This window comes from Salmonella bongori NCTC 12419 (assembly GCF_000252995.1).
Classification (GTDB): Bacteria; Pseudomonadota; Gammaproteobacteria; order Enterobacterales; family Enterobacteriaceae; genus Salmonella; species Salmonella bongori.
Genome location: NC_015761.1, coordinates 361,379 through 376,290 on the forward strand (window position 1 = coordinate 361,379; position 14,912 = coordinate 376,290).

Annotated in this window: 12 protein-coding genes; 10 read left to right on the forward strand and 2 right to left on the reverse strand. The window is 51.7% G+C overall.

What is annotated here, in order from left to right:
• Nucleotides 1-10: 10 nt before the first annotated feature.
• The 5 genes from SBG_RS01620 to SBG_RS01640 all read left to right on the forward strand — a co-directional run bounded on the left by SBG_RS01620 (nt 11) and on the right by SBG_RS01640 (nt 6,018).
• Complete coding sequence (locus SBG_RS01620) at nt 11-2,980, forward strand: type III restriction-modification system endonuclease (RefSeq protein WP_001023604.1); 2,970 nt, start codon at nt 11-13, stop codon at nt 2,978-2,980.
• A 277-nt stretch (nt 2,981-3,257) separates the two neighbouring features.
• On the forward strand, nt 3,258-3,359 hold the full coding sequence (gene ssaA, locus SBG_RS01625; RefSeq protein WP_000884894.1) for a small effector SsaA: 102 nt from the start codon (nt 3,258-3,260) through the stop codon (nt 3,357-3,359).
• Between the two features lie 117 nt (nt 3,360-3,476).
• Nucleotides 3,477-4,880: a cytochrome ubiquinol oxidase subunit I gene (locus tag SBG_RS01630; RefSeq protein ID WP_000393714.1), complete on the forward strand. Its 1,404-nt coding sequence runs from the start codon at nt 3,477-3,479 to the stop codon at nt 4,878-4,880.
• Nucleotides 4,877-5,887: a cytochrome d ubiquinol oxidase subunit II gene (cydB, locus tag SBG_RS01635; RefSeq protein ID WP_000151053.1), complete on the forward strand. Its 1,011-nt coding sequence runs from the start codon at nt 4,877-4,879 to the stop codon at nt 5,885-5,887. The genes SBG_RS01630 and cydB overlap by 4 nt, the downstream gene beginning before the upstream one ends.
• Entirely contained in the window at nt 5,887-6,018 is a 132-nt protein-coding gene (locus tag SBG_RS01640) for a DUF2474 domain-containing protein (protein WP_020842769.1), read from the forward strand. Before cydB ends, SBG_RS01640 begins: the two co-directional genes overlap by 1 nt.
• 56 nt (nt 6,019-6,074) lie before the next feature.
• Here the strand turns inward: SBG_RS01640 and SBG_RS01645 are convergent, their stop codons facing one another.
• The gene (locus tag SBG_RS01645; RefSeq protein ID WP_000433506.1) at nt 6,075-6,707 is read right to left on the reverse strand and encodes a LysE family transporter; all 633 of its coding nucleotides are present in this window, start codon (nt 6,705-6,707) and stop codon (nt 6,075-6,077) included.
• Between the two features lie 232 nt (nt 6,708-6,939).
• On the opposite strand from SBG_RS01645, the gene yahO reads away from it, so the two are divergent.
• A complete protein-coding gene (gene yahO / locus SBG_RS01650; protein WP_000848023.1) occupies nt 6,940-7,215 on the forward strand; it encodes a DUF1471 family periplasmic protein YahO in 276 nt (91 codons plus the stop codon).
• 171 nt (nt 7,216-7,386) lie between these two features.
• Here the strand turns inward: yahO and prpR are convergent, their stop codons facing one another.
• Nucleotides 7,387-9,009, reverse strand: a complete 1,623-nt coding sequence (gene prpR, locus SBG_RS01655; RefSeq protein ID WP_000259045.1) for a propionate catabolism operon regulatory protein PrpR — start codon at nt 9,007-9,009, stop codon at nt 7,387-7,389.
• Between the two features lie 265 nt (nt 9,010-9,274).
• Between prpR and prpB the strand changes: the two genes are divergently transcribed.
• The 4 genes from prpB to prpE all read left to right on the forward strand — a co-directional run bounded on the left by prpB (nt 9,275) and on the right by prpE (nt 14,830).
• A complete protein-coding gene (gene prpB, locus SBG_RS01660) occupies nt 9,275-10,159 on the forward strand; it encodes a methylisocitrate lyase (RefSeq protein ID WP_000172495.1) in 885 nt (294 codons plus the stop codon).
• Between the two features lie 87 nt (nt 10,160-10,246).
• Nucleotides 10,247-11,416: a bifunctional 2-methylcitrate synthase/citrate synthase gene (gene prpC, locus SBG_RS01665; RefSeq protein WP_001285884.1), complete on the forward strand. Its 1,170-nt coding sequence runs from the start codon at nt 10,247-10,249 to the stop codon at nt 11,414-11,416.
• A gap of 36 nt (nt 11,417-11,452) precedes the next feature.
• The gene (locus tag SBG_RS01670; protein WP_001275800.1) at nt 11,453-12,904 is read left to right on the forward strand and encodes a bifunctional 2-methylcitrate dehydratase/aconitate hydratase; all 1,452 of its coding nucleotides are present in this window, start codon (nt 11,453-11,455) and stop codon (nt 12,902-12,904) included.
• A 39-nt stretch (nt 12,905-12,943) separates the two neighbouring features.
• On the forward strand, nt 12,944-14,830 hold the full coding sequence (gene prpE / locus SBG_RS01675) for a propionate--CoA ligase (protein WP_000010247.1): 1,887 nt from the start codon (nt 12,944-12,946) through the stop codon (nt 14,828-14,830).
• Nucleotides 14,831-14,912: the final 82 nt, after the last annotated feature.

Sequence of the window (14,912 nt, forward strand, 5' to 3'; positions counted from 1 at the left end):
GAGGATGAAAATGAATATCTTACTGGAAGAACTTCCCCATCAGGAGCAGGCGTTAGCAGCAATTCTGGCGAGTTTTACTGGCATTGATTACACGCAGGCCGATCATAATCACTACTCGAATCCATTGATTAACGGGCGCTACGACGATAAGACCAATATTGATGTTAAAATGGAGACCGGGACGGGTAAAACCTATGTGTATACCCGGCTGATGTATGAACTACATCAGCAATATGGCCTCTTTAAATTTGTGCTGGTGGTGCCGACCCCAGCCATTAAAGAAGGCGCGCGGAATTTTATCATCAGCGATTATGCCCGACAGCACTTTTCACAGTTCTATGAAAATACGCAGATGGAATTGTGTACTATCAATGCGGGTGATTTTAAAGTGAAGTCGGGGCGCAAAAATTTCCCGGCCCAGCTATTAAGTTTTACCGATGCCAGTCGTCGCGATAGCCATACGATTCAGGTTTTACTGATCAATGCGCAAATGCTAAATTCTGCCAGTATGACGCGAGACGATTACGATCAAACGCTGCTGGGCGGGTTGACGTCGCCAGTTAAAGGGCTGCAAATGACGCGGCCTGTCGTCATTATTGATGAACCGCATCGTTTTGCGCGAGATAACAAATTCTACAGAGCGATTCAGGCCATTCAGCCACAAATGATCGTGCGTTTTGGCGCCACCTTCCCGGATATTGTTGAAGGCAAGGGTAAAAATAAATGCGTTCGTAAAGATTATTACCGACGGAAACCGCAGTTTGACCTCAATGCGGTAGATAGTTTTAACGATGGTCTAGTGAAGGGCATTGATATTTATTACCCTAATCTCCCTGAAGATCAGGCCAAAAATCGTTATATTGTTGATAGCGTCACGGCAAAGAAATTAGTTCTCCGACAGGGGAGCAAAATTGAAGAGGTCGGTGTGGGCGAAAATCTCGCCGATGTCGATGCGGGATTTGAAGGTAATATTGTATATGTCGGCAGTAAAATGTTGTCGAACGATCTGGAGCTGGAAGCGGGAATGGCTCTGGTGCCTGGAACTTTTGGCGCGAGCTATCAGGAACTGATTATACAGGATGCTATCGATAAGCATTTCGACACCGAGCAGGTAAATTTCTTACGCAGTAATGAGAGAGAAAATAATGCTCCGCGAATTAAAACGTTAAGCCTTTTCTTTATTGATAGCATTAAAAGTTATCGTGATGATGAAGGCTGGTTGAAAGTCACGTTTGAGCGTTTGCTGAAAAAGAAACTGACGCAACTGATTGAGACCTATCAAGGTAAGACATTGCCGCGTGAAGTGGAGTATCTGTCATTCCTGCAGGCCACGCTTGCCAGCCTGCATTCCGCTAATCAAAACGTCCACGCCGGTTATTTTGGCGAAGACCGGGGCAGCGGCGATGAGGCAATCCAGGCAGAAGTCGATGATATTCTGAAAAATAAAGAAAAGTTGCTTAGTTTTACAGACCGTCACGGCAACTGGGAAACGCGTCGCTTTCTGTTTTCAAAATGGACGCTTCGCGAAGGCTGGGATAATCCGAATGTTTTTGTCATTGCCAAATTACGCTCTTCCGGAAGTGAGTCGAGCAAAATTCAGGAAGTGGGACGCGGTCTGCGGTTACCGGTGGATGAAAACGGTCATCGCGTTCAGCAGGAAGAGTGGCCGTCCCGGCTGGCGTTTCTGATTGGTTATGATGAAAAAGCGTTTGCCAGTATGTTGGTCGATGAGATTAACCGCGACAGCAAGGTTCAGCTCAATGAGCAGAAACTGGATGATGCGATGATCAAACTCATTGTCACTGAGCGGCAGAAAATTGACCCTACCTTTACAGAGCTTCGTTTGCTGGAAGATCTGGATGATAAAAACCTCATCAACCGGAGCAATGAATTTAAACCCAGCGTGACGCTTAACGGAGAAACCAAAAGCGGCTTTGCGTGGTTGCTGGAATTTTATTCTGAGTTGACGCAGGCGCGCGTGCGTGCAGATCGCATTCGTGACAACAAACCCGCTTCCCGCCTGCGGGTCAGGTTACGTAAAGAAAACTGGGAACAACTTCGCGGTGTCTGGGAGGCGTTTTCCCGCCGTTATATGTTGCAATTCGAGCGTAGCAGTTCGTCACTGGAACAGATTGCCGCCGAGGTTCTGCGTGACCCGGCGCTGTATGTTCGCCAGAAGCCGAGCCAGATGCAACAACGGTTGGTTTCGAGTGAGGATAATAACCGCTTTGAGGTGGCGCAACGTGAGGGAGAATTAGCCTCCAGCGAATTTATGGCAGGAATGAAATACGGTCATTTCCTTAAACAGTTGGTGTTACGCACCAGTCTGCCGGTGAACGTTCTGCACCCGGTGTTAATGGCGATGCTACGCGACGTTTTGCAGGGAGATTCACGCTATTTAAGCGAGATCTCTTTGAATAATATTGCGCGTGCTTTACTGGCTCACATCAACGATCATTTTGCACAGCGCCACGACTATCTGCCTCTTAATTTTCAGGCTTCAACGTCGGTGTTTGATTCTACTACCCGGCAGTTCAGAGAGGAAATTAGCGCTGAAATTGTGGGTAAAAATGTCGATGTGAATGCGATAGATGATCACCGTTCTCTCTACCAGCTACCACCGTTGCGGTATGACAGCGTCGATCCCGAATTGCCGCTATTAAAGCATGATTATCCGCAGCAGGTCTCTGTATTTGGCAAATTGCCCCGGCGGGCCATCCAGATCCCGAAATACACCGGCGGCTCCACCACGCCGGATTTTGTGTACCGTATTGAGCGCCAGGACGCCGACAGCGTTTATTTACTGGTTGAAACGAAAGCAGAAAATATGCGTGTGGGTGATAAAGTTATCCTTGATGCGCAACGTAAATTCTTTGATATGCTGCGTCGTCAAAATATCAATATCGAATTTTCGGAAGCAACCAGCGCACCGGCGGTTTTTTCTACGATCAATGACTTGATTGCGGGGAAGACAAACTAAAGGATTCGGAAGACGCCTTGCGGTTATCTGCTTGATAGACTTAAAAAATAGCCGGAGCGCCGCGAACGCTTCGGTTATTCTCCCTTCGCTAATCATTAGCTCCTTAAACCACGTTGACTTGAAGGTTATCGTTTTACGTCTATTCTTAACTTTCAGCTAAGGGTATTTTGCTGAAATTGCAAATAGTCTTGAGCGTGCTGGTGCTTTTGTTTTGCCGTTATTTTTCATAATGGCTGGGTAGATATTACCCATTGAATATAAATAAGGGAGACATGTTATGCTAGATAAATACTACCGTTTCGCTGTCGAAAAAGATGACCCCTCCGAAGCGCCTGAGTCTGGCGATAAGCCAGACAGCCAACCGAAGAAAAAGTCTTAATTTATCTGGATATTCCCCCGACGTTTTTACGTTTGGGGAAAATAACCGTTTCGTTTCAATTTGGTTGCGAACAGTGAATATTTTACGCAAAGTGACTGTCTATAAACGGGAGGGAACATGGAGTTTGATGCATTCTTTTTAGCGAGACTCCAGTTTGCCTTTACCGTCTCTTTTCATATTATTTTCCCCGCGATTACGATTGGCTTAGCCAGTTACCTGGTGGTACTGGAAGGTTTATGGCTAAAAACGCGTAATCCTGTCTGGCGCTCGCTCTATCAGTTCTGGCTGAAAATTTTTGCCGTTAACTTCGGAATGGGGGTGGTCTCCGGTCTGGTTATGGCTTACCAGTTCGGAACAAACTGGAGTGGTTTCTCCCAGTTCGCAGGGAGTATTACCGGGCCTTTATTGACCTATGAAGTGCTCACCGCATTCTTTCTTGAAGCGGGCTTTTTAGGCGTGATGCTTTTTGGCTGGAATAAAGTCGGGCCTGGCTTGCACTTCTTATCAACCTGTATGGTGGCGTTGGGAACCTTAATGTCTACGTTCTGGATCCTGGCCTCCAACAGTTGGATGCATACTCCGCAGGGATTTGAAATTCACAACGGTCAGGTTGTTCCGGTAGACTGGTTTGCGGTGATTTTTAACCCATCGTTCCCGTATCGTCTGCTACATATGACGGTGGCGGCGTTTTTAAGTAGCGCGATGTTTGTCGGCGCGTCCGCCGCGTGGCATTTATTGAAAGGCAACAATACACCCGCTATTCGCCGAATGTTCTCGATGGCGTTATGGATGGCCGTCGTGGTGGCGCCCGTTCAGGCATTGATTGGCGATATGCACGGCCTGAATACCCTGAAGCATCAACCTGTCAAAATTGCCGCGATTGAAGGTCACTGGGAAAATACGCCCGGCGAACCAACGCCGCTTACGCTGGTGGGCTGGCCGGATATGGAAGCGGAAAGAACCCGTTATGCGCTTGAGATCCCGGCACTGGGCAGCCTGATCCTGACGCATAGCCTGGATAAACAAGTGCCAGCGCTCAAGGATTATCCTAAAGAGGATCGCCCTAACTCTACTGTGGTGTTCTGGTCTTTCCGCATTATGGTGGGGATGGGCGTACTGATGATCCTGATGGGGCTGGCCAGTTTGTGGCTACGATACCGACACAGACTATATCAATCGCGCCCCTTTATGCACTTTGCATTATGGATGGGGCCATCCGGCCTTATCGCCATCCTTGCCGGATGGGTGACTACCGAAGTCGGACGCCAGCCGTGGGTGGTTTATGGCCTGCTACGGACGCGTGATGCGGTTTCCGCGCACAGTACATTGCAAATGAGCATCAGTTTGTTGGCCTTCTTTGTGGTGTATTCCCTGGTGTTTGGGGTGGGGTATATTTATATGATTCGCCTTATCCAGAAAGGGCCGCAGCCGACGGAGACACCGACCGCTGAAACCGATGGCAGACCTGCGCGTCCTATCTCTGCCGTAGGGGAATCGCTTGAGCAGGAGAAACGCGAATGACCATCGATCTTCCGGTTATCTGGTTTGCCATTATTGTATTCGCCACGCTGATGTATATCGTCATGGATGGTTTCGATCTGGGGGTCGGTATCCTGTTTCCGTTTATTCGTGATAAACACGATCGCGATGTCATGGTGAACTCGGTCGCGCCGGTATGGGATGGCAACGAAACCTGGCTGGTCATGGGGGGCGCTGGCCTGTTCGGCGCATTCCCGTTGGCCTATGCTGTTATCGCGGATGCGCTGACTATCCCGCTGGTGATAATGCTGCTTGGCCTGATTTTTCGCGGTGTCGCCTTTGAATTCCGCTTTAAAGCCACCGAGTCGCATCGCGCCTTTTGGGATAAGTCCTTTATCGTGGGGTCAATTCTGGCAACTTTTGCCCAGGGGGTTGTAGTAGGCGCTGTGGTGAGCGGTTTTCAGGTAGAGGGGCGAACCTTTAGTGGTTCACAGCTTGACTGGCTGACGCCGTTTAACCTGTTCTGCGGTGTGGGACTGGTCATCACCTATGCATTATTGGGCGCCACCTGGCTCATTATGAAAAGCGAAGATCCGCTGCATAGCCGGATGTGTGAACTGTCGCGCCCGCTGTTGATCGCCCTGTTGCTGGTAATGGGAGGCGTCAGTATATGGACGCCGCTGACCCACAGTGCTATCGCCGAGCGCTGGTTCACGTTGCCTAATTTATACTACTTCTTGCCGGTACCAGTACTGGTATTGATCTTTAGCGCATGGCTATGGCGCAGCGTGAAAAATCCTCAATCTCATGCGCGTCCGTTTGTCCTCACGCTAGGGTTAATTTTCCTGGGGTTCAGCGGGTTAGGCATCAGTATCTGGCCAAACATTATCCCGCCGGATATTTCGCTGTATGCCGCCTCTGCGCCGCCACAAAGTCAAAGCTTTATGCTGGTTGGAGCGCTGGTAATCATTCCGATCATTTTGGCTTATACCTTCTGGAGCTATTACGTTTTCCGTGGAAAAGTTCGGCATGGAGAGGGATATCACTGATGGCTAAAGTGAAAAAATGGTCGCAACGAGTGGTTTGGATGGTGGCGATATGGTGCGCCAGCGTGCTTCTGCTGGCAGGTGTCGGGATGCTATTCCGGCTACTTATGACCTCCGCTGGATTCCGTTCTTGATTGATATCACCTGAACGCGCTTTCGTTTTCTGGCGAAAGCGCGTCTTTGTCAATGCCTATCGATGCGTCATGCCCTCATAGATAAGTCGGAGCGCAAACATACCAATAATAGCGCCAATAACGCGGCTGGCGATGCGTTGTATACGCCCATAAGCGCGCCGGACAGCGGGCAGTGAGAAGGCCTGGCTAAGAAAAACACGCCAGATAACGGAGGAGAGCACAATCCCGGCCCAGGCCATCACTCTTGCCCAGCCAGGCGTTTCCGCGTGAAGCGTTACCGAAAATATACTGATAAAAAAAAGAACCGTTTGTGGATTAGATAAATCCGTCATCAACCCCCGGCGAAAGAAGACTATCCATGGCGCGGCAATGGGGGCCTGGAGTGTACTCATTTGAGGTGTCGCCTGGTGGCGAATACTGCTCCAGGCGAACCATAATAAATAGACGCCGCCGATCATTTTGATAACAGAAAATACCGTTTCGCACTGCGTAATAAGCGTTGCCAATCCAAAAAGTCCCAACCCGGAATAAAAAGCGTCTCCAGTGGCGACGCCCAGACCAGTGATTACGCCAGCCCGTCGTCCCGACGCCAGACTGGTTTGTACGACCACAAACAGATTTGCGCCCGGATTAAAAAAAGTTAAAACAAACAAACTAACGGTAAGCACGACAGCATGCAGCGGCTCCATAGACAACGATTCCTGTAATCCCGGAAATAATTTTTATCTTATAAATAGTCAAACTTATTGATTGCGAGTGAGATCACAAAGCAGGGGCTTTTTAATTCCTCTCGCTACGCCATCACAACATCGCCTGACTGGATTTTTCCAACAATCTACACTACTTATTTAAGGAGTCTGAACGGTATGTTTTGTTCTGATAAAGCAATGATGGCGTAATAACAAAAACGAGGGTTTTACTATGAAGACGGGCTATAAAGTTATGCTTGGCGCGTTAGCGTTTGTTATGACAAACGTTTATGCTGCAGAAATCATGAAAAAAGCAGATTTTGATAAAGTTTCCTCGGATTACACAAAAATTGGCACTATTTCTACTACCGGAGAAATGTCACCGCTGGATGCCAGAGAAGATTTAATCAAAAAAGCAGATGAAAAAGGTGCGGATGTGGTGGTACTCACCTCCGGGCAGACAGAAAATAAAATTCATGGTACGGCTGATATTTATAAAAAGAAATAATACGTTGAATCTTAAAAATACCCGCCTGGACTTCTGGCGGGTATTTTTTATGGGTAATCGGTATCCGTTTTGTTGGATGGCGGCATCAATATGTTATGTAGCCTGCAAGAACGCGCAGGCCGGGTAAGCGTAGCGCCATCAGACATACAGGGAGGAGAGCATCCGTCTTAATTACCCGTCTGGATTTTCAGTACGCGCTTTTAAACGACGCCACAGCGTGGTACGGCTGATCCCCAAATAACGTGCGGCGGCGCGCTTATCGCCATTAAAGCGTGCGAGCACCTCCTGCAATGGAAGCGCTTCTGCTGACGAGGGCGTGATTTCTGCTGTGGTCCCCACCAGTTCAGGTAATAATTGCCGCATAAATTGTCTGTCCAGTGTTGGTGCGGGATCGACGCTTAAAAAAAGCGCCAGGCGTTCCATCATATTCCGCAGTTCGCGAATATTACCGGGCCAATGATAGTTCAGTAGAAGCGGCTGACACTGCGTCAGCCCATGACGCACCGATTCGGTAAAAGGGATCTCCATCGCGGCCAGCGATTGTTTTAAAAAGTTTTCCGCCAGAGGCAGAATATCAGGCTGTCGCTCGCGCAAGGGGGGAAGCGGCAGACGCAGAATGCTCAAACGGTAAAACAGATCGGTACGAAAACGTCCTTGCGTTATCTCCCGATCCAGATCGCAATGCGTGGCGCTGATCACCCGGACATCTACCGGGATCGGCTGATGCCCGCCAACGCGGGTGACGGCTTTTTCCTCCAGTACGCGTAGAAGGCGGGTTTGTAACGGCAGCGGCATTTCGCCAATTTCGTCAAGAAACAGCGTGCCGCCGTGGGCGACCTCAAACAGCCCCGCACGTCCACCTCGTCTTGAGCCGGTAAACGCTCCCTCCTCATAGCCAAACAGTTCAGCCTCCAGCAACGACTCGGTAATCGCGCCGCAATTAACGGCGACAAAGGGCGGAGAAGGCTTGTTCTGACGGTGGGGCTGACGGTTAAACAACGCCTGATGAATCGCTTGCGCCGCCAGCTCTTTCCCGGTCCCTGTTTCCCCCTGAATCAGCACTGCCGCGCGGGAACGGGCATAGAGTGTAATCGTATGGCGAACCTGCTCCATTTGTGGTGAATCGCCGAGGATATCGCTCAGCGCATAACGGGTCTGTAATCCCTTGCTGGAGGTATGCTGGCTATACTGACGCCGTGTCAGGCGGGTCATATCCAGCGCATCATGGAAAGCCTGACGTACGGTGGCCGCTGAATAAATAAAGATGGCGGTCATTCCTGCCTCTTCCGCCAGGTCGGTAATTAGTCCTGCCCCAATTACAGCCTCAATGCCGTTAGCTTTGAGCTCGTTAATTTGCCCGCGAGCATCCTCTTCAGTGATATAGCTTCGCTGTTCAAGACGGAGGTGAAACGTTTTCTGAAAGGCGACCAGAGCCGGAATGGTCTCCTGATAGGTCACGATTCCCATTGAGGAAGTCAGCTTTCCCGCTTTTGCCAGAGCCTGTAATACATCGAATCCGCTGGGTTTGATGAGGATGACAGGTACCGACAGTCGGCTTTTTAAATAAGCGCCGTTGGAACCTGCCGCGATAATCGCGTCGCAGCGTTCGGTTGCCAGTTTTTTGCGAATGTAGGCTACTGCCTTTTCAAAACCGAGCTGAATAGGCGTGATCGTCGCCAGATGATCAAACTCCAGGCTGATATCCCGAAATAGTTCGAACAGGCGCGTTACCGAGACCGTCCAGATCACCGGTTTATCGCTATTATCGCGCGAAGCGCTATGCACAGTAACCATCGTCGTAGATTCATGTTTAAGGAACGAATTCTTGTTTTATAGATGTTTCGTTAATGTTGCAATGAAACACAGGCCTCCGTTTCATGAAACGTTAGCTGACTCGTTTTTCTTGTGACTCGTCTGTCAGTATTAAAAAAGATTTTTCATTTAACTGATTGTTTTTAAATTGAATTTTATTTAATGGTTTCTCGGTTTTTGGGTCTGGCATATCCCTTGCTTTAATGAGTGCATCTTAATTAACAATTCAATAACAAGAGGGCTGAATATGACGTTACACTCACCGGGTCAGGCGTTTCGCGCTGCGCTTGCTAAAGAAAAACCATTACAAATTGTCGGCGCTATCAACGCCAATCATGCTCTGTTAGCCCAGAGGGCTGGGTATCAGGCTCTCTATCTCTCGGGCGGCGGTGTTGCCGCAGGCTCGCTGGGGCTACCGGATCTGGGCATCTCCACCCTTGATGACGTATTGACCGATATCCGCCGTATCACCGACGTCTGCCCGCTGCCGCTGCTGGTGGATGCCGATATTGGCTTCGGATCGTCGGCGTTTAACGTAGCGCGTACCGTGAAATCGATTTCCAAAGCCGGCGCCGCCGCGCTGCATATTGAAGATCAGATTGGCGCCAAGCGCTGCGGGCATCGGCCAAATAAAGCGATCGTCTCGAAAGAAGAGATGGTGGACCGGATCCACGCGGCGGTGGATGCGCGGACCGATCCTGACTTTGTCATTATGGCGCGTACCGATGCGCTGGCGGTTGAAGGCCTTGATGCCGCTATCGATCGCGCGCGGGCCTACGTAGAGGCCGGTGCCGACATGCTGTTCCCGGAGGCGATTACTGAACTTGCGATGTACCGCCAGTTTGCCGACGCAGTGCAGGTGCCAATCCTTGCCAATATTACCGAATTCGGCGCGACGCCGTTGTTTACTACCGAAGAGCTACGCAACGCCAACGTGGCGATGGCGCTCTATCCGCTGTCGGCGTTCCGGGCGATGAATCGCGCGGCGGAGAAGGTTTACAACGTGCTGCGACAGGAAGGAACGCAAAAGAGCGTTATCGACATCATGCAGACCCGTAATGAGCTGTATGAAAGCATCAATTATTACCAGTTCGAGGAAAAACTTGACGCGCTGTACGCCAAAAAATCGTAGGCCACGGGTCTGATAAAGCGTAGCCGCTATCAAGTCTGTGGCGGACAACCTCAATACCCTACACATTACAAAAATGACGAGGACACTATGAGCGACACGACGATCCTGCAAAACAACACAAATGTCATTAAGCCAAAAAAATCCGTCGCATTATCCGGCGTACCCGCCGGAAATACCGCCTTATGCACCGTAGGTAAAAGCGGTAACGATCTGCACTATCGCGGGTACGATATTCTCGATCTCGCGGAGCACTGTGAATTTGAAGAAGTTGCGCATCTGCTCATTCACGGCAAGCTGCCCACCCGTGATGAGCTGAATGCCTATAAAAGCAAATTAAAAGCGCTGCGTGGCTTACCCGCTAACGTCCGTACCGTGCTGGAAGCGCTGCCAGCGGCATCGCACCCGATGGACGTAATGCGCACCGGCGTTTCTGCGCTGGGCTGCACCCTGCCGGAAAAAGAGGGGCATACCGTTTCTGGCGCGCGTGATATCGCCGACAAGCTGCTGGCCTCCCTCAGCTCCATTCTCCTTTACTGGTATCACTACAGCCACAACGGCGAACGCATTCAGCCAGAAACTGACGATGACTCTATCGGCGGGCATTTCCTGCATTTATTACACGGCGAAAAGCCATCGCAAAGCTGGGAAAAGGCGATGCACATTTCACTGGTACTGTACGCCGAACATGAGTTCAACGCCTCAACCTTTACCAGCCGGGTGGTAGCCGGTACGGGATCGGATATGTACTCCGCCATCATTGGCGCGATAGGCGCGCTTCGCGGGCCGAAGCACGGCGGGGCGAATGAAGTCTCGCTGGAGATTCAGCAGCGCTACGAAACGCCGGATGAAGCAGAAGCCGATATCCGTAAACGTATCGCCAATAAAGAAGTGGTGATTGGTTTTGGTCATCCGGTATACACCATCGCCGATCCGCGCCATCAGGTGATTAAGCGGGTAGCGAAGCAGCTTTCACAGGAGGGCGGTTCGCTGAAGATGTACAACATTGCCGATCGGCTGGAGACGGTAATGTGGGACAGCAAAAAGATGTTCCCTAATCTCGACTGGTTCTCGGCGGTCTCCTACAACATGATGGGCGTTCCCACCGAAATGTTTACCCCGCTGTTTGTGATTGCCCGCGTTACAGGTTGGGCGGCGCACATCATCGAGCAACGACAGGACAACAAAATTATCCGTCCTTCCGCCAATTATATTGGCCCGGAAGATCGCGCCTTTACGCCGCTGGAACAGCGTCAGTAAACCCTTACCTCTAACGATAAAAAGGAGTTGCACCCTATGTCCGCACCTGTTTCGAACGTCCGCCCTGAATTTGACCGTGAAATTGTTGATATTGTTGATTATGTGATGAAGTACAACATCACCTCAAAAGTGGCTTATGACACCGCGCACTACTGTCTGCTTGATACCCTGGGCTGTGGGCTGGAAGCGCTGGAATATCCGGCCTGTAAAAAATTGATGGGGCCTATCGTGCCAGGTACCGTGGTGCCGAACGGTGTACGTGTACCGGGCACTCAGTTCCAGCTCGATCCGGTGCAGGCGGCATTTAATATTGGCGCGATGATCCGCTGGCTCGACTTTAACGATACCTGGCTTGCCGCTGAGTGGGGACACCCTTCCGATAACCTCGGCGGTATTCTGGCGACCGCCGACTGGTTGTCGCGCAACGCCGTCGCCGCCGGTAAAGCGCCGCTGACCATGCAGCAGGTGCTGACCGGGATGATCAAAGCCCACGAAATCCAGGGCTGTATCGCGCTGGAAAACTCGTTTAACCGCGTGGGTCTCGATCACGTTTTGCTGGTGAAAGTGGCTTCCACGGCTGTAGTGGCTGAAATGCTCGGCCTGACCCGCGATGAAATTCTCAACGCCGTATCGCTGGCGTGGGTGGATGGGCAGTCGCTGCGTACCTATCGCCATGCGCCAAACACCGGTACGCGCAAATCCTGGGCGGCAGGCGATGCCACTTCACGCGCGGTGCGTCTGGCGCTGATGGCGAAAACTGGCGAGATGGGCTATCCCTCGGCGTTGACCGCCAAAACCTGGGGCTTTTATGACGTCTCGTTCAAAGGCGAAAAATTCCGTTTCCAGCGCCCGTACGGCTCCTACGTGATGGAAAACGTGCTGTTCAAAATCTCCTTCCCGGCGGAGTTCCATTCGCAGACCGCCGTTGAAGCAGCGATGACGCTGTATGAGCAGATGCAGGCGGCTGGAAAAACGGCGGCGGATATCGAAAAAGTAACGATTCGCACCCATGAAGCCTGTATACGCATCATTGATAAAAAAGGCCCGCTGAATAATCCGGCTGACCGCGATCACTGTATTCAGTATATGGTGGCGATCCCACTGCTGTTCGGACGCTTAACGGCGGCGGATTATGAGGATGGCGTGGCGCAGGATAAACGTATTGACGCGCTGCGTGAAAAAACGCATTGCTTTGAAGACCCGGCGTTTACCACTGATTATCATGACCCGGAAAAACGTTCGATTGCCAACGCCATTAGTCTTGAATTTACTGACGGTACCCGTTTTGACGAGGTGGTTGTCGAGTACCCGATCGGCCACGCGCGTCGTCGCGGCGACGGCATTCCAAAACTTATCGAAAAATTTAAAATCAATCTGGCGCGCCAGTTCCCACCCCGCCAGCAACAACGCATCCTGGATGTCTCCCTGGACAGAACGCGCCTGGAGCAGATGCCGGTTAATGAGTATCTCGACTTGTACGTCATCTAGAACCTGTCTCATTAGGCGTAAGTTCTACAGGAGAGCATTATGTCTTTTAGCGAATTTTATCAGCGTTCGATTAACGAACCGGAGCAGTTCTGGGCTGAACAGGCCCGGCGTATCGACTGGCAGCAGCCGTTTACGCAGACGCTGGACTACAGCAACCCGCCGTTTGCCCGCTGGTTTTGCGGCGGCACCACTAATCTGTGCCATAACGCGATTGACCGCTGGCTGGATACCCAGCCGGATGCGCTGGCGCTGATTGCGGTTTCCTCTGAGACCGAAGAAGAACGTACCTTCACCTTTCGTCAACTGTATGACGAGGTGAATGTCGTGGCCTCTATGCTGCTGTCACTGGGCGTGCGGCGTGGCGATCGGGTACTGGTGTATATGCCGATGATTGCCGAGGCGCACATCACATTACTGGCCTGCGCGCGCATTGGCGCGATCCATTCAGTGGTGTTTGGTGGTTTTGCCTCGCACAGTGTAGCCGCGCGCATCGACGATGCCAGACCGGTGCTGATTGTCTCGGCGGACGCCGGAGCGCGAGGTGGGAAGGTCATTCCCTATAAAAAGCTTCTTGATGAGGCGGTCGATCAGGCACAGCATCAGCCGAAGCATGTACTGCTGGTGGATCGGGGGCTGGCGAAAATGGCGCGGGTTGCCGGGCGCGATGTGGATTTTGCGACCCTGCGCGAACACCATGCCGGGGCGCGTGTGCCAGTGGCCTGGCTTGAATCTAATGAAAGTTCCTGCATTCTTTATACCTCCGGCACTACCGGCAAACCGAAAGGCGTTCAGCGTGACGTTGGTGGCTACGCCGTGGCGCTGGCGACATCGATGGACACCCTCTTTGGCGGCAAAGCGGGCGGCGTCTTTTTCTGCGCTTCGGATATCGGTTGGGTAGTGGGGCACTCTTATATTGTGTATGCGCCGCTGCTGGCGGGTATGGCGACCATCGTTTATGAAGGATTGCCGACGTATCCGGACTGCGGCGTATGGTGGAAAATTGTCGAGAAATATCGGGTGAGCCGGATGTTTTCAGCGCCAACCGCCATTCGTGTGCTGAAGAAATTTCCCACCGCGCAGATACGCAATCATGATCTCTCCTCGCTGGAAGTTCTCTATCTGGCAGGCGAGCCGCTCGACGAGCCAACGGCAGCCTGGGTTAGCGGAACACTGGGTGTGCCGGTGATCGACAATTACTGGCAGACCGAATCCGGCTGGCCGATTATGGCGCTGGCGCGCACGCTTGATGACAGACCATCGCGTTTGGGCAGTCCCGGCGTGCCGATGTACGGCTATAATGTTCAACTGCTCAACGAGGTGACCGGTGAACCCTGTGGTGCGAACGAAAAGGGAATGGTGGTTATTGAAGGGCCGCTGCCGCCGGGCTGCATTCAGACCATCTGGGGCGATGACGCACGCTTTGTGAATACCTACTGGTCACTGTTTACTCGTCAGGTGTATGCCACCTTTGACTGGGGGATCCGCGACGCCGACGGCTATTATTTTATCCTTGGGCGCACGGATGATGTGATCAACGTCGCCGGACATCGTCTCGGCACCCGTGAGATAGAGGAGAGCATCTCCAGCTATCCCAACGTTGCGGAAGTGGCGGTGGTAGGGGTAAAAGACGCGCTGAAAGGGCAGGTAGCGGTAGCCTTCGTGATCCCGAAACAGAGTGACAGTCTGGAAGACCGCGAAGTGGCGCATTCGGAAGAGAAGGCGATTATGGCGCTGGTCGATAGTCAGATCGGCAACTTTGGCCGCCCGGCGCACGTGTGGTTTGTCTCGCAGCTACCAAAAACCCGATCCGGGAAGATGCTCAGACGAACGATCCAGGCGATCTGCGAGGGCCGGGATCCAGGCGATCTGACGACCATTGACGATCCGACGTCGTTGCAACAAATTCGCCAGGTCATTGAGGAGTAACGTTGCAACATGCCTGGTGGCGCTTCGTTTACCGGGCCTGCGTCCGTTCCCGTACCAGTGGCCGGATCAGCCGCAGCGCCAT